The organism is Nocardia sp. NPDC060249, assembly GCF_042728755.1.
In the GTDB taxonomy this organism is placed as follows: domain Bacteria; phylum Actinomycetota; class Actinomycetes; order Mycobacteriales; family Mycobacteriaceae; genus Nocardia.
In genome coordinates this window covers 636,074-657,256 of the sequence record NZ_JBHXAQ010000003.1, presented here as the reverse complement: position 1 = coordinate 657,256, position 21,183 = coordinate 636,074, and the positions used below count along the sequence as shown (strand labels likewise).

Here is a 21,183-nt window from a genome sequence, read left to right as displayed (position 1 = left end):
CGATCTGGGTCACAGCATGTTTGCTAGAAGCTCACTCGGTTATCAAGAAGCAAACAGACCGAAAGTACGGATACACCCAATCTGTCCCTTACCTGCACATTCGCAAGATCAGGAATTTTGCAAATAGTCGGTAACTCGACTGTCGAATTGCGCAGAGACATGGTTCACTGGGTCTCGGTCGCAAGCTTCTGTGTTCGAGGGACGGATCCAAGGTCCAGACCATCAGCAGGATCGTTGTTGCGAACGCCGTGCTCAGGATTTCCTTGCAGGGGGACCAACAGTACAGCGGTCGGAACGGGCCCGGTGGACGAACCCAGTTGTCCGCCGTTTCCGGTAGAAAGAGAAGGAAACAGAATGGCACAGGGAACTGTGAAGTGGTTCAACGCGGAGAAGGGGTTCGGCTTCATCGCGCCCGAGGACGGCTCCGCTGACGTCTTCGTCCACTACTCGGAGATCCAGGGCACGGGCTTCCGTACCCTCGAGGAAAACCAGAAGGTCGAGTTCGAGGTCGGCCAGGGCACCAAGGGCCCGCAGGCCACCGGCGTTCGCGCGCTCTCCTGAGCTGCGAAACACAACAACGCCTCGTCCCCCTCCTCCGCATGCGGAGGAGGGGGACGAGTCATTTCCGGGTACCATCGCCCAGGACAGCGCCCGCGTCGTGAAACGCCGCAAATGCCTCTACCCCAAGTGCGCAGGGTATAAACGTCACTGGTGGTGATGTCCGAACGTCGCCGTCTGCCCCAGCCGCGCACCGAGCGGACCTCCCGACGCGCGGATCTAGAAGGAAGGTGTTCGCCGGTGGCAACACGAGACCGCAGTTCAGCCGACCAGGGCCGACCCCTGCGTCGTCTCGTGATCGTCGAGTCGCCGACCAAGGCCCGCAAGATCGCGCCCTACCTGGGTCGCAACTACACGGTCGAGGCCTCGGTGGGCCATATCCGCGACTTGCCGCGCGGAGCCGCCGATGTGCCCGCCAAATACAAAGGGCAAGCGTGGGCCCGCCTCGGCGTCGATGTCGATCACGACTTCGAGCCGATCTATGTGGTGAACCCGGATAAGAAGGCCAAGGTCGCCGAACTCAAGAGCTTGCTGGCCGACGCCGACGAGCTCTACCTCGCCACCGACCCCGACCGCGAGGGCGAAGCCATCGCCTGGCACCTGCTCGAAACGCTCAAGCCGAAGGTCCCGGTTCGCCGGATGGTCTTCCACGAGATCACCGAGCCGGCCATCCTCGCCGCCGCCGCCGACACGCGCGAGCTCGACAACGATTTGGTCGACGCGCAGGAAACCCGCCGCATCCTGGACCGCCTCTACGGCTACGAGGTCTCCCCGGTGCTGTGGAAGAAGGTGATGCCGCGGCTGTCCGCCGGTCGCGTGCAGTCCGTCGCCACCCGGGTGATCGTGCAGCGTGAACGCGAGCGCATCGCGTTCCGCTCCGCCGGGTACTGGGATATCGCCGCCAAGCTCGACGCCGGTCCGGACGAGAAGTCCGATTCGACCAACCCGCGCACGTTCGGCGCGCGCCTGGTGCAGGTCAAGGGCGACCGCGTCGCCTCGGGTCGTGACTTCGGCTCCGACGGTCAGCTCAAGTCGGCCACCGGCGTCGTCGTGCTCGACGAGGCCTATGCCCGCAGACTGGCCGAGGCGCTCGACGGCGCCGCGCTCGAGGTCAGCTCGGCCGAGGCCAAGCCGTACACGCGCAAGCCGTACCCGCCGTTCATGACCTCCACGTTGCAGCAGGAGGCGGGCCGCAAGCTGCGGTTCAGCTCCGAGCGCACGATGCGGGTCGCGCAGCGGTTGTACGAAAACGGCTACATCACCTACATGCGTACCGACTCCACGACGCTGTCGGAGTCGGCGATCGCGGCGGCTCGCTCGCAGGCGACCCAGCTCTACGGCGCGGAGTACGTCTCGCCGTCGCCGCGCCAGTACACCCGCAAGGTCAAGAACGCGCAGGAGGCACACGAGGCGATCCGTCCCTCGGGTGACACCTTCATGACGCCCGGTCAGCTGGCCTCGAAGGTCGACAACGACGAGTTCAAGCTCTACGAGATGATCTGGCAGCGCACGGTCGCCTCGCAGATGGTCGACGCGCGCGGCACCACGCTGACCCTGCGCATCACCGGCACCGCGCGAACCGGCGAGGAGTGTGTGTTCTCGTCCTCGGGTCGCACCATCACCTTCGCCGGGTTCCTCAAGGCCTACGTCGAGAGCGTGGACGAGGAGGCGGGCGGCCAGTCCGACGACGCCGAATCCCGTTTGCCCGCACTGGAACAGGGCCAGAGCGTCACCGCCGTCGAGCTCACTCCCGACGGCCACAGCACCAACCCGCCCGCCCGCTACACCGAGGCCTCGCTGATCAAGACGCTGGAAGACCTCGGCATCGGCCGTCCGTCGACCTACTCCTCGATCATCAAGACGATCCTCGATCGCGGGTACGTCTACAAGCGCGGCAGCGCGTTGGCCCCGGCGTGGGTGGCGTTCGCGGTGGTCGGTCTGCTCGAGGCCTACTTCGGCCGACTCGTCGACTTCGACTTCACCGCCGCGATGGAGGACGACCTCGACGCGATCGCCGGTGGACGCGAGCAGCGCGGAAACTGGTTGTCCAGCTTCTACTTCGGTGGCGAATCCGGCGCCGAGGGTTCGGTCGCGCGGTCGGGTGGCCTCAAGAAGATGGTTTCCGTGCAGCTCGACGACATCGACGCGCGCGAAGTGAACTCGATCAAGATGTTCGTCGACGAGGAGGGTCGCGATGTCGTGGTCCGCGTCGGCCGCTTCGGTCCGTACCTCGAGCGGATGGTCATCAATCCTGATGACCCCGACGGTGATCGGATCTCGCAGCGGGCGAACCTGCCCGACGATCTGCCGCCGGACGAGCTGACGCCCGAGGTCGCCGAGAAGCTGTTCTCGACGCCGCAGGAGGGCCGCTCGCTCGGCGTCGACCCGGTGTCGGGGAACGAAATCGTCGCCAAGGAAGGACGTTTCGGCCCGTACGTCACCGAGGTGCTGCCGGAACCGCCCGCGCCCGACCCGGATGCGGCCCCCGCGAAGAAGACCAAGAAAGCCGCGGAGGTCAAGCCGCGCACCGGTTCGCTGTTCAAGTCGATGGACCTGGCCGAGATCACCCTCGACGACGCGCTGATGTTGCTCTCGCTGCCCCGGGTGGTCGGCAACGATCCCACCTCCGGCGAGGAGATCACCGCGCAGAACGGCCGTTACGGCCCGTACCTGAAGAAGGGCACGGACTCCCGTTCGCTGGCGACCGAGGAACAGCTGTTCTCGGTCACCCTCGAGGAGGCGCTGAAGCTCTACGCCGAGCCCAAGCGTCGCGGGCGTCAGGCCGCGGCCGCGGCACCGCTGCGTGAGCTGGGCAAGGACTCGGCCACCGACAAGCCGATGGTGATCAAGGACGGCCGTTTCGGTCCGTACGTCACCGACGGTGAGACCAACGCGAGCCTGCGCAAGGGCGACGAGGTCGAGTCGATCACCGACGAGCGCGCGTCCGAGCTGCTGGCCGATCGCCGGGCCCGTGGGCCGGTGAAGAAGGCGGCGAAGAAGACGACCGCGAAGAAGGCGGCCAAGAAGGCGCCCGCCAAGAAGGCGGCGGCGAAGTCGACGGCGACGAAGACCGCGACCAAGACCGCGGCCAAGAAGACGACCGCGAAGAAGACCGCCGCCAAGAAGGCTCCGGCCAAGAAGACCGCCGCGAAATCAGCTGGGACAGACCAGGCTTGATCGCTCGCCCGCGAACCGGCCCGGCCTCGGCGAATCCTGTCGGACCCCGCGGCTAGGGTGTAGTGCGTGGCAGGTGTCTTCGATCGACTGGTCGGCCAGGACGTGGTCGAGACCGAGCTGGCCGCTGCCGCGAAGGCGGCGCGCGCCGGTGTGGTCACCGGGGCGATGACGCATTCGTGGTTGTTCACCGGCCCGCCCGGTTCGGGGCGGTCTGTGGCGGCGCTGTGTTTCGCGGCGGCCCTTCAGTGCACCGATCCCGACACCGTCGGGTGCGGACAGTGCCATGCCTGCACCACCACGATGGCCGGAACCCACGGTGACGTGCGGCGCATCATCCCCGAGGGGCTGAGCATCAGCACCAAGGAGATGCGGGCCATCGTGCAGATCGCGGCTCGTCGCCCGAGCACCGGTCGCTGGCAGGTCGTGGTCGTCGAAGACGCCGACCGGCTCACCGAGGGCGCGGCGAACGCCCTGCTCAAGGTGGTCGAGGAACCACCGGACCGCACGGTCTTCCTCCTGTGCGCTCCCACCGTCGACCCCGAGGACATCTCCGTCACCCTGCGCTCGCGGTGCAGGCACGTCCACCTCGTGACGCCGACCGTGCCCGCGATCGCCCAGGTTCTGCGCGAGCGCGACCACCTCGACGCGAAGTCCGCCGACTGGGCGGCTTCGGTCAGCGGTGGCCACGTCGGCCGAGCCCGCCGCCTCGCCACCGACGAGGACTCACGCCAGCGCCGCAAGCGCGCCCTCGCTCTGGTCACCGCCACCGAGCGTCCCGGCGCCGCCTACGCCGCCGCCGACGAACTGGTGAAGTCGGCCGACGACGAAGCCAAACTGATGAGCGCCGACCGCGACGACCGCGAACGCGACGAACTCGCGACCGCCCTTGGCGCGGGCGGCACCGGTAAGGGCGCCGCCTCCGCCACCCGAGGTTCGGCGGGTGTCCTCAAAGAACTCGAACGCCGCCAGAAATCCCGCGCCACCCGCACCGGTCGCGACGCACTCGACCGCGCCCTGATCGACATCGCCGGCATGTACCGCGACGCCCTGGCCATGCGCTTCGCCGGCCGCGGCACCCCCATCACCCTCACCCACCCCGACATGGCCGACGAGATCACCGACCTCGCCACGAATGTCCGACCCGAAGGCCTGCTCCGCAGCATCGACGCTGTCCTGGCCTGCCGCGAAGCCCTCGATCTCAACGTGAAGCCCCGCTTCGCCATCGCCGCCATGACCGCCACCCTCATCACCGCCCGCACCACCTGACCACCCGTTTTCGCGTTCTACCCCTTCCCGCGATAGACTCGCGTCGCCGAAATGGCACGCCGCCTTAGCTCAGTCGGTAGAGCGCTTCACTCGTAATGAAAAGGTCGGGGGTTCGATTCCCCCAGGCGGCTCCAGCTCAGAGGCCCTTTCCGGTTCGCCGGGGAGGGCCTCTCTCGTTTCAGTGTGCCAACCGGCGGGAAATCCGTCCTGCGGCTCACCGGTTCAGGAGAGCGGCCCCGCCGCCTTCAATTCGTCCGCGTGCGTGGCAATCAGGCGGTCGTCCGACACGCGACACCCAGCGCCAGCAACTCGGCGCGCTGCGCCTTCTCGGGCGCCGCGAGATGCGAGCCGACAGCGCATCTCGACGTCACCATTGCTGCTGTGCTCCGTTGTTGCAGGACCACACCTGGACCCGCCCGGTGAGCGTATGGCCGTTGGTGGTCAGCGCATCCAGGCACAGGCGATCATTCAGGCCGTTGCGCAGGCTGTGGCTGGGCCCGGCGATCCACCGCTGCTGCGCGCCGCCGTTGCAGGCCCATACCTGCACGACTCCGGTGAGCGTGCGCCCGTCGCGGGTCAGCGCATCCAGGCACAGGCGTTCATCGAGAGCGTTGCGCAGGCTGCCGTTGGGCCCGGGGATCCACCGCTGCTGCGCTCCGTTGTTGCAGGTCCATACCTGGACGACTCCGGTGAGCGTGCGCCCGTCGCGGGTTAGCGCATCCAGACACACGCGTTCATTCAGGCCGTTGGGCATTGTGATGCCGGCCCCGGCCGAGCTGGCAGGCGCGAACACCATCATCGCCGCGGCAGCTACAACGGCCCCCCGGCCGAGCAGGCCGACGAGTCGTCGAGCCGAGCGCTCGGGCCGATTACGTCCCGCACGTACTACCCCGGCAGAAAGTGGATTCTTCACTGGTATTCCCTTCATGGCGCATCCACCTATCGGTGCGAATTGCCTTGCTGCAGCGGATTTTTCCCACTTCGATGAGGGAAACGTAGCCAGCGCGGAATGTCGGATTCTTAATGAACGCTTTCGTACGAGGGTGCCTGGGCACGAGATGTCCCTGAGGTGCGAACACCCTCGGGGACCGTGGGTGGCGTGTGGTGAGTTACTCGCGGCACCGGTGCGGGCGGCCCGCACGAGGGTAAGCAGACCCCGCCAGCCGAACTGGAACCGGCGGGCAGGAAACCGTGTGCGTGGTGCACGGCGCGGGCCAAGCGGCCGACCACGCGCACCACGCGACCTCGAATCGACCTGTCGGGTCGTGGCTGAAACTAGCTCTGACCTGCTCTGCCTCGGTGGCCTTCGTCGCGTTGATCGTGTTCCGGATAGTGCACGGCGGTGACCGGGAAGTCGGTCACGTCAGCTGCAGATCGTTGATCGACCCCTCGGCTGAAATGGACTCCCTACATCGCCGAAGAGGACTTCGAACATCGACAGCGGTGGTCGGACCGGGCGGCAACATGCCGAGGTTCCCGGCGCGGAACGGGTTGCGAAGGGGGTGTGGCGGCGGAGTTTGTGACCGGGCCGAGGGCTGCGGTAAAACATGTGCGACCGCGCAGACGCGGTCGTCCGATCTTCACATCCGTTGTATGAGAGGACTTTTCAGCACATGGATCCAATTCTCGGTCAGATCGCGATCTTCACTTACGGCTGGACACCGCAGGGCTGGTACCCGTGCAATGGGGACATCCTGAAGGTCTCCGACCATCAGGCGCTGTTCAGCTTGATCGGCAACAAGTTCGGTGGCGACGGCAGGACGACCTTCGCCCTGCCGAACCTCAAGGCTGCCGGCGAGACGCTCGGCGACAACCTCCTCTACGCCATCGCCACCGAGGGCATCTACCCCCAGCGCCCGTAGACGCGTGCAGGGCGGGTATCGGAAAGTTCCGGTGCCCGCCCTTGCTGTAGGTGAACCAGTCCTTGTACGCCGTGGGCTGGTCGCGATAGATGTGTGCCGATCGGGTGGTCTTCTTCGGTCTACGCTGTGTTGCGGCAGTTCAGTGTTGTGAACGGTAAGGATCGAAGCGTGCCCCCGACCCCTCGTAGTCGCCGTCAGCCCACGCAGGATCGAGCCAAGGCGACGCGGAACCAGATCCTCGACGCCGCCGCGAAGTTGTTCGGGGAGCGTGGGATCACCGAGACCTCGACCAATCGGATCGCGGTGGCGGCCGGGGTCAGTATCGGCACGGTGTACCGCTATTTCAACGACCGCTCGCGGATGGTCGACGAGCTGTTGGACCGGCTACTCACCGACATCGAAACCGCGTTCACCACCTCGATGTTCAGCCTCAAAGGCATGTCCACCCAGGAGAGCTTCACCGCGATCTTCGGTGTGATCACCGACGTACTGGTCGCCAATGCCGGGCTGCTGCGGGCGCTGATCGCGGGCGTGCAGTTCTACAGCAGCGGCCTTCCCGAGTTCGAGCCGCGGCTGCGGCTGATGATCAAGATGCTGGTCATCCAGATCCTGGGTCCTGGCGATGACCACAAATACGACGTGATGGCCTCGGTCGTGGTCAACACCGGATTCGCGGCGGTGCTGCGCGCCTCGGCTCTCGATGTCGATGGCAGCGAGCGCCGTGAACTCATCGCAGCCACTGCTGAGATGGTCGCGACCTGGTTCGACGAGCACCAGGTCCCGAATCGGGATCTCACCTGGTAGTTCGCTGGGAATGTTGCATAAATTTCTTTGCACACTTGTTTGTGCAAAGAGTACTTTGTAACTATGGCCGACGAGATACCGCCCAGAGAGATCACCGATCCCGCAGCGCTGCGCGCGCTCGCGCATCCGCTGCGTCAGCGCATCCTGCGCGCGCTCGCCGAGAACGGACCGGCCACCGCGACAGCTTTGGGCGCCCTGCTGGGTGAGAACACCGGCGCGACCAGCTATCACCTGCGCCAGCTCGCCGAACACGGCTTCATCGAAGAGGCGCCCGAACTGGCCAAGGGCAAGCAGCGGTGGTGGCGTTCGCCGCCGAAGGATCTGCGCTACCGGATGGATCGCGACCAGTCACCGGAGCTGCGCGAGCTGATGGAAGGTCTTGTCGCGCAGCACATCACCGAAGACATCGAGATGTTCCAGCGCTTCCAGGCCGAGCGTGCCGAGCTGGGCGAGTGGGCCGACATGATGCCCTTCTCGCGGGGCGCGATCTACGCGACGCCGGCCGAACTCGAGGAGTTCTTCGAGGACTACATGACGCTGCTCAAGCGTTTTCAGCAGTCTCACCCGCAGGATCGCCCGGGTGCCCGCCGTGTGCTGACGCGCTTCCTCGCCTTCCCCGCACCTCGCACGAACACCGCAAACTAGGACTTGGCGTGCTCTCGCTCTTTCGACGAATCATCCTGCTCACCTTCATGATCGCCGCCGTCACCGGTTTTCCGGCGGCGCACGCGCGGAACACCACCGCCGTCGACATCACCGTCACCCGCTCGGACGGCACGACCACCGCAGGCACCGTGCACGCCCCGGCAGGCGCGACGGGCAGGCCGGCAGTCGTGCTCGTCCATGGATCGGGCGACGGCAGCGGCGAGCACTACGACCATGTCGCCGAGGCGTTCGCCCGAGCGGGCATCGTCGCGTTGCGCTACGGCAAGCGCACCGAGGAATACACGCCCTCGCACCGTGACTATTCACTCCTGGCCGATGACGCGCTGGCAAGCGTTGCCGCACTGCGGAATCGGCCCGAGGTGGACCCGGCGCGAGTGGGCCTGTGGGGACTGTCCGAGGGCGGATGGGTCGCGCCCCTGGCGGCGTCGCGATCCGCCGACGTGGCCTTCCTGATCACCATCGGTGCGAATTCGGCCGCACCCGCCGCGCAACAGAACTGGGCGAACGAGACTCGGTTCGGGGCGGCGGGCGTGCGCGGTTCGATGGTCGATGTGCTGGCCCGCAACGGTATTCGTCAACTGGTCGCCGCTGGTCAGTTCGCGCAAGCCGACTACGACCCGATCCCGGTGCTGGAACGGATCACCCAGCCGGTCCTCGCGATCTGGGGTGATCAGGACCGTCTCACCCCACCCGGTGACAGTCTGCGTGGCTTCCGGACCGCCTTCGAGCACGTCGGGAAAACGAACTACACGCTGCGCACGCTCCCGAATGCCCAGCACGCCGGACAGCCGACCACCGATGGGTTCGACAAGCTTCCCGGTTTGGCGCCGGGATACGGCGAGCTCATGGGTGATTGGGTCAACGGGTTGCCCGGCTCGTCGACACCACCGACGGCAGATCAGCCAGCGGCACAGGGCCATTCGGTGCAGTCGTTGACTCCCTCCGCATGGTGGGAATCGACCGCGGTGCAACTGATCCTGCTGTTCGGCATGATCCTGGCGCTTGGTGGCTACGCGATCACCGGAACAGTCGGGTCGTGGCGACTGCCCGATCGACTGCCGGCGCGAGTGCTGCTGTGCGCGGCGGTGATCGGCATCGTGGGCACGATCGTCCAGCTCGGCTACATCCTCACCACTCGCGCAACCTCGTTCGGTCCCTTGCTGTTCGGGCGCACTATGCCCTGGCTGACATTGCAGCTGATCGCGCTCGGCGCCGTGGTCGCGCTCGGGTTCGTGCTCGCGCGCGCCCGTCACACCCTTGCCGGTGCGAGCGTCGGCGGACGAACCCGATGGGCCCTCTTGGTCTGCGGTGGAACAGGTTTCGTGCTCTGGGCACTGTACTGGGGTCTGTTGCTCCCCTGAACCGAACGAGAAAGGCCCCCGACCAGGTCGGGGGCCTTCTTCGCGGTTACTCCTGAGCCGATCGCCGTTGATCGGTCTCAGGAGAACTGGCTCGGGTCAGCGGGCGGCGACGTTGCGGCGGGTGGCCCGAGAGTTCATGGTGCTGCGCAGGATCTGGTGCAGAACGGCGTCGAAGGCGTCGCTGTCTTCGACATTGCTGAGGTGACCGTGCGGCAGTACGTGGAAGTCGGCCAGGTGGCCGGTGCGGCGCAGGGTGTCGACGATCGGGCGCGACAGGCGCTGCGGCAGCAGCCGGTCCCTGGCGCCGGCGATCACGGTGGTCGGGACGGTCAGGTTGGCGGTGCCTGCCGACAGATCCATGTCGGCCATGGCGGCAGCGTGGCGCCCGCGCGCGATCGGACGACAGGACCGGATGATGCCCATCGCGAAGTCGACCTCGTCGGCAGTGGCCTCGGGGGTGAGAATGCGACTGCGGAGAACCTGCTGGGTGAGCCAGCCGCCGGGGATCGGCAAGGGTGCGAACAGCAGCGACTCGCTGACCGGCTGCGGCATCCGCACCGGTGCGCCGAGCAGGGTGACCGGGTACTGCGCGACGGTGAGCTGCTTGTTCAGCAGCGGCAGCATGTCGGTTTCCCAGCGGATCGCGGCATTGGCGGTGTTGGCGAGCAGCACGGCGGACGCGCGGCGCGAGACCTGCTCGGGGTGATGCTTGGCCCAGGCCTGAATGGTGAGCCCGCCCATGCTGTGCCCGGCCAGGACCGCTTTCTCGTCTCCACGCAGCGTCGCGTCGAGGACCGCGGACAGGTCGTCGGCCAGGGTGTGTTCGCTGGGGGCGGCGGTGCCGAGGGTGGAGGCGCCGTGGCCGCGCTGGTCGTAGCTGACCACGCGGTACTCGCCGGCGAAGGCGGTGATCTGCGGGTTCCAGTATTCGATACTGCAGGCCCAGCCATGGATGAGGACCAGGGTGGGGGCGGTATCGGGACCGTAGACGTGGACCCGGAGCTGCGCGCCGTCCGTGGTGGTCACCGGGACGACCCGGTGCTCGACGGTGGGGGCGTTGAATTTCGCGGTGGCGAAACTGCGAGTACGCAGCCCGGCACGGAACTGTGCGGTCAGTGCGCCGGTCTCGAGGTGAGAGACCATGGATCGCGCTGCCGCGAGCGTCATCATCGACTTCGCAAGCATTGTCGGCACTCCTTTGTGTCGTAGGCCACCGTACAGTGCAAGCCGGGGTGCTAGCTAGTGTTAGCGGGTCACAGTGTCCCACTTGTTGTGAAGTGGGTTACCGAGCGTGCCTGCATTGTGAAATCGCACGATCGGGCACCGGCCGCGCTGGCGGCGGCGAACGGCCGCCGCTACCGTAATGGAGTGGACAAATCGCACGTCACGGCCGAGTTTTCCGGCGCGGACCCGAGCCGGGGTGCCGCGCGCTCGACCTGGCAGCGGATGACGCCACCGCTGATCGCCGCCGGACTCGGCGTGGGCACGCTGGCCCTGCTGCACTTCCGTGACCCGCACGTCGAGGGTTCCTACGGCCTGTGCCCGGTGTACGCGCTGTTCGGGGTGTACTGCCCCGGGTGCGGCGGCATGCGCGCGATGCACAACCTCACCGACGGCAATATCGTCGACTCGCTGCACAGCAATCTGCTGGCCCTGCCGCTGACCGTGGCCTTCGCGGTCTTCGTCATCGATTGGATCCTGCGCGCCCGCCGCGGGCAACGATGGCGCGTGCCCGGCCTCAGCGCGGTGACCGTCTGGTCCTTCTTCGGTCTGCTCGCCCTCTATACCGTGCTCCGCAACACGCCATGGGGAACGTGGCTCACTCCCGTCTGACACTGGTTCGCAAGCCGATTACCGGGCAACCTGGACCTATGGGCGATTCACTGAAAGACAGAGTTCGACAGAAGTTGCAGCGTCAGCTCGCCCAGGACGGGCCCGATCCCGAGCAGGATGACGCCAGGACCATCGCGGTGGCCGACGATCTCGAGGCGCTCGAGATGGTGCAGGCCGACGATCCGCTCATCGAGGAACTGGCCCAGCGCTATCTGGTGTTCTGATGCGCCTGCCCACCCAGTGGCGGTAATTGCGGCAGCGGCTTGGTGCCGAGCCAGATCGCGAACAGCCCGCGCAACGGCGCCACACTGTAATGACCGGCCAGGTCGACGAATTCCTCCGTAGTGACAGAGGAGTGCCGGTACCGCGCGGTCCACTCCCTGATCAGTTCGAAGAACAGGTGATCGCGCAGTTCCAGCCGCAGCGCGTGCAGGGTGAGCGCCCCACGTTTGTAGACCCGGTCGTCGAACATGTCCTTGGGTCCGGGATCGCCGATGATGATGTCCTGCGGCTGACGTGCCAGGTTCGCGCGCGCCGCCCTGGCCAGCTGATCGGCGGTCGGTCCACCGGAGGCTTCGGACCAGATCCATTCCGCGTAACAGGCGAAACCTTCGTGCAGCCAGATGTCTTGCCACTGCTTCAGCGTGAGGCTGTTGCCGAACCACTGATGCGCGAGTTCGTGTGCGACAAGACGTTCCGCGCCGCGCTTGCCATCGCAATGGTTGGCGCCGAAGATCGAAATGCCCTGCGCCTCGATCGGGATGTCGAGCTCGTCGTCGGTGACGACCACGGTGTAGTCGCCGAACGGGTACGGCCCGAACCTCTCGGTGAACAGCGCCATCATCTCGGGCTGACGCGCGAAGTCGTGGTCGAAGTTCGCCCGCAGCCGCGGCGGGATGACTGCGTGCATCGGTATCGGTTCGCCGACGGCGCCGACCCGGTACCTGCGGTAGTTGCCGATCTGGATCGTGGCCAGATAGCACGCCATCGGCTCGGCCATCTCGTACACCCAGGTGGTCTGGCTGGCCTTGGCCTGCTTGCCGACCAGGGTGCCGTTGGCCAGCGCGTGGAACGGGCTGTCGGTGGTGATCGAAATCCGGTAGGACGCTTTGGAACTCGGGTGGTCGTCGCACGGGAACCAGGAGGCGGCGCCGTTGGGCTGGCTCGCGACCAGTACGCCCTCGGTGAGCTCTTCCCAGCCGACCTCGCCCCACAACCCGCGCACCGGCTTGGGGGTGCCCGCGTAGTGGACGGTGATCTCGAGAACGCCACCGGCGGGGATCTTCTGCTGCGGCGTGAGCGCGAGCTTGCCCTGCTGATGGACGAATTTCACCGCCTTCGATCCGTTGACGAGCACCTTCGACACCATCAGCGCCTGCGACATGTCGAGGGTGAACCACGGCCGCACCGCAGTGGTGACCGCGATGACCACCGCGCGTCCGGCGAGCCGGTTGCTGGCCGGTTTGTAGCTCAGCTCCAGCTCGTAGCGGGACACGCGGTAGCCGCGATTGCCGTTCTGCGGCAGGTAGGCATCGATGGGATCCTCGTAGAACTTGCTCCGCATCAGGCGGCTCCGCGCTGCCTCGACTCCCGCGTCACGGCGGGATCGGTCCAGTGCGAGATGGGGTTGCCCCACCAGCGTGTCGAGGGCGGAACCACATCGCCGCGCATGACCAGCGATGCCGGGCCGATGGTGGCGCCCGCGCCGATGTGGGCGGCGGGCAGGGCGACGCAGTGCGGGCCGAGGGTGGCGCCCGCGTCGAGTGTCACCGTGTCCATGGACATGATGCGGTCGTGGAACAGGTGTGTTTGCACCACGCAGCCGCGTTCCACGGTCGCGCCGTCACCGAGTGTCACCAGGTCCGCCTCCGGTAGCCAGTAGGACTCGCACCATACCCCGCGGCCGATCTTGGCACCGAGTCCGCGCAGCCACAGATTCATGACGGGCGTACCCGTGGCGGCACGCGCGAACCATGGCGCGGCGACGGTCTCGACGAAGGCGTCGGAGACCTCGTTGCGCCACACGAACGAGCTCCACAGCGGGTACTCCACCGCGCGAATCCGGCCGACGATCAACCACTTGGCGGCCACCGCGATGGCCCCGGCGACCGCGCCCGCGGCCATCAGTACCAGGCCCGAAGCAAGAGCTGCGACAAGGTAATCGGTGTGCTGGGCGATCGAGGCGAGCACGAGCAGCACGCTGAGACCGATGGCGAAGGTCACCATCACCGGGATCAGCCGGCAGGTCTCCACGAAGGCGCGGGCCAGCTTCAGCCGCAGCGGCGGATCGAACGTGCGTGAGGTGTCGCTGGATTCGGTCGCGCGACGCAGCCGCACCGGCGGACTGCCCAGCCAGGACGAGCCCGCCTTGGCCTTGTTCGGCGCGGCCGAGAGCACCGCGACCAGACCGTTCTTCGGCACGCGCCGACCGGGCGCGGTCATCCCCGAATTGCCGAGGAAGGCGCGTTTGCCGACCTTGGATTCGCCGATGCGCAGCCAGCCGCCGCCGAGTTCGTAGCTGCCGATCATGGTGTCGTCGGCCAGGAACGCGCCGTCGGAGATCACGGTGAACTTGGGCAGCATCAGTACGGTCGACGCCTCGACGTTCTTGCCGATCTTCGCGCCGAGCAGCCGCAGCCAGATCGGGGTGAGCAGGCTGGCGTAGAGCGGGAACAGGAACGTGCGGGCGGAATCGAGCAGGCGTTCGGTGGCCCACACCTGCCAGCCGGTCCGGCTGCGCACCGGGTGGTAGCCCTCGCGTAAACCGATGCTGAGCAGGCGTACCGCGAGCACGGTCGCCACGGCGTACACGGCGAGACTGAGCAGGGTGGCCAGCGGCAGGATGGCGAAGCCGCGCAGGGCGGCGGCGCCGATGGTGGTCTCCTCGCGGACCCACCAGGCGATGAAGGTGCCGCCGACGGCGAGGCCGAACACGGGCATCGCGGCCAGCACCATCGACGACAGGCCGAACACGACCAGCCAGTGCCTGGCGCGTTCCGGGGAGTGGTCGGGCCAGCGGCGTGGCGCCTTCCCGGTCTTGGTGGCCGGCGAACCCGCCCATTCCTGTTCGCCCTTGACCTTGCCCGAGACAGCGGAGCCGGGCGCGATCTCGGCCTTCTTGCCGATCTTGGTGCCGGGCAGCAGGATCGAGCGGGCGCCGATCACCGCTCCGTCGCCGATGGTGATGCCGCCGATGTGCACGATGTCGCCGTCGACCCAGTAGCCGGACAGGTCCACCTCGGGTTCGACGCTGGCGCCGTCGCCGAGTTCGAGCATGCCGGTGACCGGCGGCAGGCTGTGCAGGTCGACGCCCTTGCCGATCTTGGCGCCGAGCGCGCGGGCGAACGGAACCATCAGCGGTGCGCCGGAAAGGCTTTCGGCGCCGCTGGCCTCGGACAGGCGTACGGCGGCCCACAGACGCAAATGCACGGCCGAGCCGCGAGGGTAGGAACCGGGGCGGAGTCCGGCGAGCAGGATTCGGGCGCCTGCCACGCAGATCGTCATCCGGCCGATCGGCGAGATGAACAGCACGAACGCCAGCAGAATCCACCACCACGACAGGCGCGGCAGCCACGGCAGCGAACCCGACCAGCCCGCGATGCTGGACACGACGGTCAGCCAGGTGACCCACTGCAACCCGGTGAGGGTGGTCAGCGGAATCGTGGCCAGTACCTGGGTGATCTGCGCGCGCACCGGTGTCGGCTGCACGACGCGCACGTCGACGGCCGCGACCGGTGCGCTGCCGTCGAGGAGTTCGACCAGCGAACCGAGCCGCGGGTGGTCGTAGAGATCGGCGACGGTGACGTGCGGGTACCGCTCACGCAACGCGCCGACGAGCTGCGCCGCCGACAGCGAACCGCCGCCCAGATCGAAGAAATCCGCGTCGAGATCGGTGGCCTCGGCGCCCAGGATCGCGTCCCACAGGCCCGCCACCCAGGCCGCCGTGCCCGACAGTCCGGTCTCGGCGGACTCGTCGGTGCTCGGCAGCGGCCACGGCAGCGCGTCGCGGTCGACCTTGCCGGAGGTACGGGTCGGCAGGTCGGCGACGATCGCCAGGCGCGGCACCAGCGGGGCCGGAAGTTGTTCGGCCAGAATCTCTCTGGCCTTCTTCACGTCGAAGTCGGGTCCGGCGCCGGTGAGGTAGCCGACCAGGATCTTGTTGCCCGCCTTGGTGGTGCGGATCGCGGCGGCCGCACCGCTGACACCGGGGAGGTGCTGGAGCGCGTTGTCGAGTTCGCCGAGTTCGATGCGGCGCCCGCCGATCTTGATCTGGTCGTCGGCGCGGCCGAGGAAGATCAGGCCCTGGTAGTCGTTGCGCACCAGATCGCCACTGCGATAGGCGCGTTCCCACCCGAGCGAGGGCAGCGGGGCGTACTTCTCGGCGTCCTTGGCGGGATCGAGGTAGCGGGCAAGACCGACGCCGCCGATCACGAGTTCGCCTGATTCACCCTCGGCCACCGGGTTGCCCTGCGCGTCCACGACGGCCAGGTCCCAGCCGTCGAGGGGCAGGCCGATGCGCACGGGCATCTCGCCGGTGAGCAGCGCCGCGCACGCGACGACCGTCGCCTCGGTGGGGCCGTAGGTGTTCCACACTTCGCGGTCGGCGCCCGCCAGCCGTTCGGCCAGCTCCGGGGGTACCGCTTCGCCGCCGAAGATCAGCAGTCGCACCGATTCCAGTGCCTGGGCGGGCCAGGTCGCGGCCAGCGTCGGCACCGTGGAGACGATGCTGATCTCGCGGCGCATCAGCCACGGGCCCAGGTCGGCGCCGGTGCGCACCAGATCACGTGGCGCGGGAACCAGGCAGGCGCCGTTGCGCCAGGCCAGCCACATTTCCTCGCAGGAGGCGTCGAAGGCCACCGACAGACCGGCCAGCACACGGTCGCCGGGACCGATCGGGGCCTGTTGCAGGAAGAGCCGGGCCTCGGCGTCGACGAAGGCGGCGGCGTTGCGATGGGTTACGGCAACACCTTTCGGGGTGCCCGTGGAGCCGGAGGTGAAGATGATCCACGCGTCGTCGGCGGGGGTGGGCAGGGTGTTCCAGTCGTGGTCGCCTGCGGCCGTGGTGGCCGACTCGATGCCGTCGCCGGTGGCGATCGCGCTCACCCTCGCCTCGCCGAACACGAGCCTGGCTCGCTCCTGCGGGTCGTCGGCGTCGACGGGCACGTAGGCGGCGCCGCAGTAGAGCACGGCCAGAATCGTCACGTACAGCGCGGCGGAGCCCGAGGGCATGCGGACGCCGACACGGTCGCCCGGTCGCACGCCCGCCTCGGTGAGCTCGGCCATCCTGGCTTCGATCGCGGCGATCAGTTCCATGTAGCTGAGCACGACGGTGCCGTCGTCGATGGCCGGTGCGTCCGGGTGTGCGAGGGCGGTGCTGGTCAGGATGTCGACCAGGGTGCGCGGCGGCGCGGCGAGATCCGCGCGCAACAGCGGGTCGCGCAGGACCGCCGGTACCTCAGTGTGTGGCTCGAGCATCGTGCTCAGTCCACCTCTCATCGGTTGACCCCCATCGGTGGTGTCTGTTGTTTCATGAGCGGGTTACCGGAGGGCAAACAGGATGGTCACCAGATGCCAACGGTACTCGGTGCGGGTGTGGACGGATGGCAGCGCGGGGCGTGCCGTCCGCACTGTTCACGACGGCGATTCCGGCAGTTCGCCGAGCGCCGTGACCACCAGCCGGTGCAGCGTTCGCTGGTCGTCTTCGTCGAGGCCGCCCAGCACGCGCGCGGTCGCCTCGGCGATCAGCTTGTCGGTGCGTGTGCACTGCTTGCGCCCGGCCTCGGTGATCCGCAGCCGGTATTTGCGGCGATCCTTGCCGTCGCGGGTGCGCTCTACCAGGTCGGCTCGTTCCAGTGCGTCGATCAGCCGGACGACTTCACTGCGGTCGATACCGAGCGCGTCGCCCACCTTCTTCTGCGTCAGGTCGGCGTTTTCCTCGATGAAGGTGAGCACCCAGTGATCGCGCAACGGGATGCCGATCTCGGCGTGCAGCGCCTTGGTGAGCCGTCCGAGCGCGTACACCGGGTAGCGCGGCAGGCCGCGGACGGAGTTCGTGTTCGTGGACATGAGAGGGAACTCTAGCAAATGGTGGAGGTGCCCAATCATCTCGGGTTTCCATCATGGGGTGTTCAGATGGTTGGAAACTGGGTGTGATCAGGCAACTCGGGGGCAATCGGTCACGGGTAACCGACCACATTGCGTGCGCGTGGCGAGCGCGCGGACTGATAGGCCTCGGCGCGGCGCCGGACCTCGGTGTGGACGCTCGACGCGGGATCGAGGTCGGCGAGGTCGAACGAGATCTTGCCGCCGTGGTCGTGGTGGATGACCAGGGAATCGTCGAGCACGCGGTAGATCGCGCGCACCTCACCGTCGGCCCAGGCCGCGACGTAGCGCACCGCTGTGGCTCGGTGCAGTGCGAGGCGCCAGTACTTTCCGGTGCGCTCGCGTAATCGCTCGGCGCTGATGCCGTCGTACCAGCTGGGCGCCATCTCCCGCGCTAGGGGCGTGGCGCGTGGTTCGGCGGATTGCCGTGCCCAGCGGTCGGCGGCGCTCAGGTCGACCCAGAGGATTTCGCCGTCTCCGACCTGCTTGCCCGCGCGGGTCACGCGGCGCGATGGTGGGCGGCGTGGTGGTTTGGCCCGGGTGCCGATGACGGTGACGGCGGGCGTGCCGGGCAGTCTCGTCCCGGGGTCCACGGGTCGGTAGTCGGGATTGTCCTCGCGGACGAAGCCGAGGACGCGGTCGAAGGCCGACAGGCCCGGTGCGGGGGCACAACCGTCCAGGCACAGCAGGGTGCGACCGAGTGCGAAGACGAGGTCCGCCGCGATCGACCCCCGCTTCTGCTCGTCGAACGCGCGGGTGAGGACCTGCGCGGGCACGACCACGATCGAGGTATCCGAGGCGCTGGTGTGCTCGGCGCACCGGGTGAGGTGACCGACGTGCGCCGACTCGGACTCGGCGTAGAACAGGTAATACGCGGTTGCGCCGAAATGTCGCGCGGCGTCCTGCAGATCGGCCCGCTGCGCAGCAGGCAGGGCAGCCGATTTGAGCGGCTCACCGCGTCTGGCCCGCTTGGCCTGGATGAGCAATCGCACTTCGCTCGCACCCGAGGGTTCCTGCACGCTGTAGATGAAATCCGCACCGACCCCGCGCCTGCCCCTGGCCCGGTTGCCGCCCTCCTCCGGTCGTGTCAGCAGCCGGAGCCCGCCCGATCCGGTCGCCTGCGTCGCCGAACCCCACGAGCTACACCGACGCGGCGGCACACAGTCGGGGCACGGCGCGTCGATGCGGTAGTCGACCCCGGTGAGGTGGCCGAGCAGGATCTCGGTGAACGTCTCCTCCTGCCACGGAAACAGCCGCGCGCCCAGATGCTGCAGCCGGTACACACTCTGACAACTCAAGCGCCGCGCCGCGATCGGGTCGACGAAGATCTCCGCCGGGAACTCAGACATCGAGCGGGATCTCGATCGCCGGGCGTAGCGCTTCGAGCTGGGTGACATACGCGCTGAGCACTCGCTCGTACAGGTCGTCGACCTTGGCGTGGCGCACCGTGATCACCATCGAGTAGCGGATCGGCTGGGCGTTGGCGGTGGGATGGCCGGATTCCCTGGCGGTGTGGTGGATGTCGAAGACCGGGTTGCGCAGGCTGTTGACGCGCTTACTCCGCTCGGCGTGCAGGACGGTGTCCCACTTGTGGGAGTCGCGGCGCAGCACGGCTTCGGGGTCGAGTTCGGTCGCGCGGAAGAACGGGGCCGAATCCGGGTGGATTCTGGTCGGTTCGGCGAACCGCTCGTCGTGCGGACGGAACGTGACGTCGAGGCCGCTGCGGGTGTAGCTGCCGGGGTCGGCGGGGTCGACCGGGGTGGCGAAGACCAGGGTCGCCCGAATGCGGACCATGCCGGCGGGAAGCGCTGCGGGGAGCGGAATCCGGGCGCGCAGGTATTTCGCGGGGGTGAGCTCACCCTGGTAGAGAATCCTGGCTTCGCCGTCGCCGCAGAGAACCAGGTCGGCCAGGGTGGCCGCGATCCGGCCGTGTCCGGAATCGGAATCCGGTGAGCTGGTGCGTCGTTCGGCGGTGTGCACGAGCAGGGCCTTCAGGTCGAGCGCACCGAGTTTCGGGCCGAACAGGGTGCGGGCGCCCAGTGCGGCGCGCAGGGCCATCGGGGCGGCGAAGCTGGTGCCGGAGTCGGGAACGGCGGTGCCGTCGGGTCCGACGACGTGGAACGGTTCGTGATCGCTGCCGCCGAAGGCGAGCAGGTCGGGCTTCACGGTGCCAGGGGAACGGCCCGGCCCGATCGCGGAGTACGGCGCGCGGTTCCAGTTCGCTCCCACCCGATCCGACGAACCGACCGCGAGCGCGTTGACGCTGTCCGCCGGAACCTGAACGCGCGCATTGCCACTGGGCTTGTCGGCCTCACCGTTGTTGCCGACCGCGATGGTGGCCAGCGTGGTGCCGTCGCTGAGGTAGTCGTCCCAGAACGCGGTCCAGGCATGGACTTCGTCGTCCTCGATGGGAAGTTCGGGGCCGATGCTCACATTGACGAACTCGTATTTGCGTTGGCGCAGCACGGTATCGATGCGCTCGATGGCCGAGTACAACTCGCACTGGTCGTCGTCGGTGTCCTCGTCCAGCACCTGGTAGTGGTCGATGTAGCCGTAGGGGACCGGGACCGGCTGGACGGGGTCGACGCTGCCGAACAGCAGTGCCGAGGTGACGCGATGGCCGTGGTCGAGGTAGGTGCGCTGCGGTGCGGCGCTGTCGGCGAAGGTGTGGGCGTCGACCCAGCGGGTCAGCGGGGTGCGCGCGGGGATGCCGCCGTCGAAGACCGCGATGGTGAGTTCCCGGTCGGTCGGCTCGGCCGTCGGCAAGGCCGGCCGGAACGTCGACAGTGTTGTCCTGGTGGCGGTGTCGCGCCCGAGCTGGGTGCGCATGCGCGGCATCCGGCGGATCACCCTGGTGAACGAGTAGCCGGCGAGCGCGGCGATGGCGGCGTGGGTTCCGGTGACGGGGACGAAGGCCAGACCGCCGTTGTCGAGCCGGCGGTCGATGGCCACGTCGAGATCGAGATCGCGGGAGAAGTCGAGCAGACCCTGCAGGGCGACATCGCGATCGGAGTGCAGCACCAATTCGGCGACGGTCTCCGAATCACGCGGCGCCGCAGTGAGTCTGAGCCTGTCGGCAGCGTTGTTGAGCCGGAATTCGGCCAGGCTGATGATGCCGATCTCGGCGCCGCCCAGCGGTGCGTCGGCGTTGATCCGCGCGGTGAGCAACTGCAGATTGACGCGGGTGGTGGCGAGGAACAGCAGGGTGCTCGCCCGTGGTTTGCCGTGCTCCGGCGCGATGGCCACCGGTCTGCTGCCCAGTGGGTCCAGCTGCATCGAGGTGAGAAGTCTTGTGGGATAGCCGCTCTTGGACAAGAACTGCGGGTGCAGCGTGACCGCCGTCACCGTTTCGTCCTCCGGGCAGGCCGTCTTGGGCAACGCGTCCGCACTCGAGGTGGCCGCGCTCAGCATCGGCGCGAGCCGGGCTCGCGCCTGCTCCACCGTGTACGGGGACTGCGGCGAGCCACCGGATCTGCTGGGAGTGATGGGCGCGGTCAGTCGCTCACCGAAGCCGATCAGAAATCGCGGTCCCGCCACCGTGAATCCCCCCAGCT

16 protein-coding genes and 1 tRNA gene are annotated in these 21,183 nt (G+C 67.7%); 10 read left to right on the top strand and 7 right to left on the bottom strand.

Annotated features, from left to right (window positions below):
- Nucleotides 1–354: 354 nt before the first annotated feature.
- The 4 genes from ACFWFP_RS16900 to ACFWFP_RS16885 all read left to right on the top strand — a co-directional run bounded on the left by ACFWFP_RS16900 (nucleotide 355) and on the right by ACFWFP_RS16885 (nucleotide 5,135).
- Entirely contained in the window at nucleotides 355–561 is a 207-nt protein-coding gene (locus ACFWFP_RS16900; protein WP_019044597.1) for a cold-shock protein, read from the top strand.
- Between the two features lie 237 nt (nucleotides 562–798).
- Nucleotides 799–3,735 (top strand): type I DNA topoisomerase, encoded by a 2,937-nt coding sequence (topA, locus tag ACFWFP_RS16895; RefSeq protein WP_379295954.1) that lies wholly within the window; start codon nucleotides 799–801, stop codon nucleotides 3,733–3,735.
- Between the two features lie 66 nt (nucleotides 3,736–3,801).
- Entirely contained in the window at nucleotides 3,802–5,001 is a 1,200-nt protein-coding gene (locus tag ACFWFP_RS16890; protein WP_379295952.1) for a DNA polymerase III subunit delta', read from the top strand.
- A 58-nt stretch (nucleotides 5,002–5,059) separates the two neighbouring features.
- Nucleotides 5,060–5,135: transfer RNA gene (locus ACFWFP_RS16885), tRNA-Thr, on the top strand.
- A gap of 233 nt (nucleotides 5,136–5,368) precedes the next feature.
- On the opposite strand, the gene ACFWFP_RS16880 is transcribed toward ACFWFP_RS16885, so the two are convergent.
- Nucleotides 5,369–5,914, bottom strand: a complete 546-nt coding sequence (locus ACFWFP_RS16880) for a ricin-type beta-trefoil lectin domain protein (protein WP_379295950.1) — start codon at nucleotides 5,912–5,914, stop codon at nucleotides 5,369–5,371.
- A 700-nt stretch (nucleotides 5,915–6,614) separates the two neighbouring features.
- On the opposite strand from ACFWFP_RS16880, the gene ACFWFP_RS16875 reads away from it, so the two are divergent.
- The 4 genes from ACFWFP_RS16875 (at nucleotide 6,615) to ACFWFP_RS16860 (ending at nucleotide 9,694) form a co-directional block, all read left to right on the top strand.
- Nucleotides 6,615–6,863, top strand: coding sequence for a phage tail protein (locus ACFWFP_RS16875; RefSeq protein WP_379295948.1), 249 nt, complete (start codon nucleotides 6,615–6,617; stop codon nucleotides 6,861–6,863).
- A 168-nt stretch (nucleotides 6,864–7,031) separates the two neighbouring features.
- Nucleotides 7,032–7,667: a TetR/AcrR family transcriptional regulator gene (locus ACFWFP_RS16870; protein ID WP_379295946.1), complete on the top strand. Its 636-nt coding sequence runs from the start codon at nucleotides 7,032–7,034 to the stop codon at nucleotides 7,665–7,667.
- Between the two features lie 63 nt (nucleotides 7,668–7,730).
- Nucleotides 7,731–8,312, top strand: a complete 582-nt coding sequence (locus tag ACFWFP_RS16865; RefSeq protein ID WP_379295944.1) for an ArsR/SmtB family transcription factor — start codon at nucleotides 7,731–7,733, stop codon at nucleotides 8,310–8,312.
- A gap of 8 nt (nucleotides 8,313–8,320) precedes the next feature.
- Complete coding sequence (locus tag ACFWFP_RS16860) at nucleotides 8,321–9,694, top strand: alpha/beta hydrolase (RefSeq protein WP_379295942.1); 1,374 nt, start codon at nucleotides 8,321–8,323, stop codon at nucleotides 9,692–9,694.
- A gap of 96 nt (nucleotides 9,695–9,790) precedes the next feature.
- Here the strand turns inward: ACFWFP_RS16860 and ACFWFP_RS16855 are convergent, their stop codons facing one another.
- A complete protein-coding gene (locus ACFWFP_RS16855; protein WP_379295940.1) occupies nucleotides 9,791–10,879 on the bottom strand; it encodes an alpha/beta fold hydrolase in 1,089 nt (362 codons plus the stop codon).
- A 183-nt stretch (nucleotides 10,880–11,062) separates the two neighbouring features.
- Between ACFWFP_RS16855 and ACFWFP_RS16850 the strand changes: the two genes are divergently transcribed.
- Together ACFWFP_RS16850 and ACFWFP_RS16845 are read left to right on the top strand one after the other, a co-directional pair.
- Nucleotides 11,063–11,527, top strand: coding sequence for a DUF2752 domain-containing protein (locus tag ACFWFP_RS16850; RefSeq protein WP_379295938.1), 465 nt, complete (start codon nucleotides 11,063–11,065; stop codon nucleotides 11,525–11,527).
- Between the two features lie 38 nt (nucleotides 11,528–11,565).
- Entirely contained in the window at nucleotides 11,566–11,751 is a 186-nt protein-coding gene (locus tag ACFWFP_RS16845; RefSeq protein ID WP_379295936.1) for a hypothetical protein, read from the top strand.
- Here ACFWFP_RS16845 and ACFWFP_RS16840 read toward each other — a convergent pair.
- From ACFWFP_RS16840 to ACFWFP_RS16820, 5 genes are all read right to left on the bottom strand, one after another.
- Complete coding sequence (locus ACFWFP_RS16840) at nucleotides 11,736–13,091, bottom strand: M1 family metallopeptidase (protein ID WP_379295934.1); 1,356 nt, start codon at nucleotides 13,089–13,091, stop codon at nucleotides 11,736–11,738. The genes ACFWFP_RS16845 and ACFWFP_RS16840 overlap by 16 nt on opposite strands.
- Nucleotides 13,091–17,002 (bottom strand): Pls/PosA family non-ribosomal peptide synthetase, encoded by a 3,912-nt coding sequence (locus ACFWFP_RS16835; protein ID WP_379295932.1) that lies wholly within the window; start codon nucleotides 17,000–17,002, stop codon nucleotides 13,091–13,093. Before ACFWFP_RS16835 ends, ACFWFP_RS16840 begins: the two co-directional genes overlap by 1 nt.
- A gap of 156 nt (nucleotides 17,003–17,158) precedes the next feature.
- On the bottom strand, nucleotides 17,159–17,593 hold the full coding sequence (locus ACFWFP_RS16830) for a MarR family winged helix-turn-helix transcriptional regulator (RefSeq protein WP_379295930.1): 435 nt from the start codon (nucleotides 17,591–17,593) through the stop codon (nucleotides 17,159–17,161).
- Nucleotides 17,594–17,703: 110 nt separating this feature from the next.
- Nucleotides 17,704–18,978: a hypothetical protein gene (locus ACFWFP_RS16825; protein WP_379295928.1), complete on the bottom strand. Its 1,275-nt coding sequence runs from the start codon at nucleotides 18,976–18,978 to the stop codon at nucleotides 17,704–17,706.
- Nucleotides 18,971–21,166, bottom strand: coding sequence for a S8 family peptidase (locus tag ACFWFP_RS16820; RefSeq protein ID WP_379295926.1), 2,196 nt, complete (start codon nucleotides 21,164–21,166; stop codon nucleotides 18,971–18,973). Before ACFWFP_RS16820 ends, ACFWFP_RS16825 begins: the two co-directional genes overlap by 8 nt.
- Nucleotides 21,167–21,183: the final 17 nt, after the last annotated feature.

Bases quoted from the DNA above. Each gene is read 5' to 3' on its own strand.
- ACFWFP_RS16900 (WP_019044597.1), top strand. From the start codon at position 355: ATGGCACAGGGAACTGTGAAGTGGTTCAACGCGGAGAAGGGGTTCGGC.
- ACFWFP_RS16875 (WP_379295948.1), top strand. From the start codon at position 6,615: ATGGATCCAATTCTCGGTCAGATCGCGATCTTCACTTACGGCTGGACA.
- ACFWFP_RS16865 (WP_379295944.1), top strand. From the start codon at position 7,731: ATGGCCGACGAGATACCGCCCAGAGAGATCACCGATCCCGCAGCGCTG.
- ACFWFP_RS16855 (WP_379295940.1), bottom strand. From the start codon at position 10,879: ATGCTTGCGAAGTCGATGATGACGCTCGCGGCAGCGCGATCCATGGTC.
- ACFWFP_RS16845 (WP_379295936.1), top strand. From the start codon at position 11,566: ATGGGCGATTCACTGAAAGACAGAGTTCGACAGAAGTTGCAGCGTCAG.
- ACFWFP_RS16840 (WP_379295934.1), bottom strand. From the start codon at position 13,091: ATGCGGAGCAAGTTCTACGAGGATCCCATCGATGCCTACCTGCCGCAG.
- ACFWFP_RS16835 (WP_379295932.1), bottom strand. From the start codon at position 17,002: ATGCTCGAGCCACACACTGAGGTACCGGCGGTCCTGCGCGACCCGCTG.
- ACFWFP_RS16830 (WP_379295930.1), bottom strand. From the start codon at position 17,593: ATGTCCACGAACACGAACTCCGTCCGCGGCCTGCCGCGCTACCCGGTG.
- ACFWFP_RS16825 (WP_379295928.1), bottom strand. From the start codon at position 18,978: ATGTCTGAGTTCCCGGCGGAGATCTTCGTCGACCCGATCGCGGCGCGG.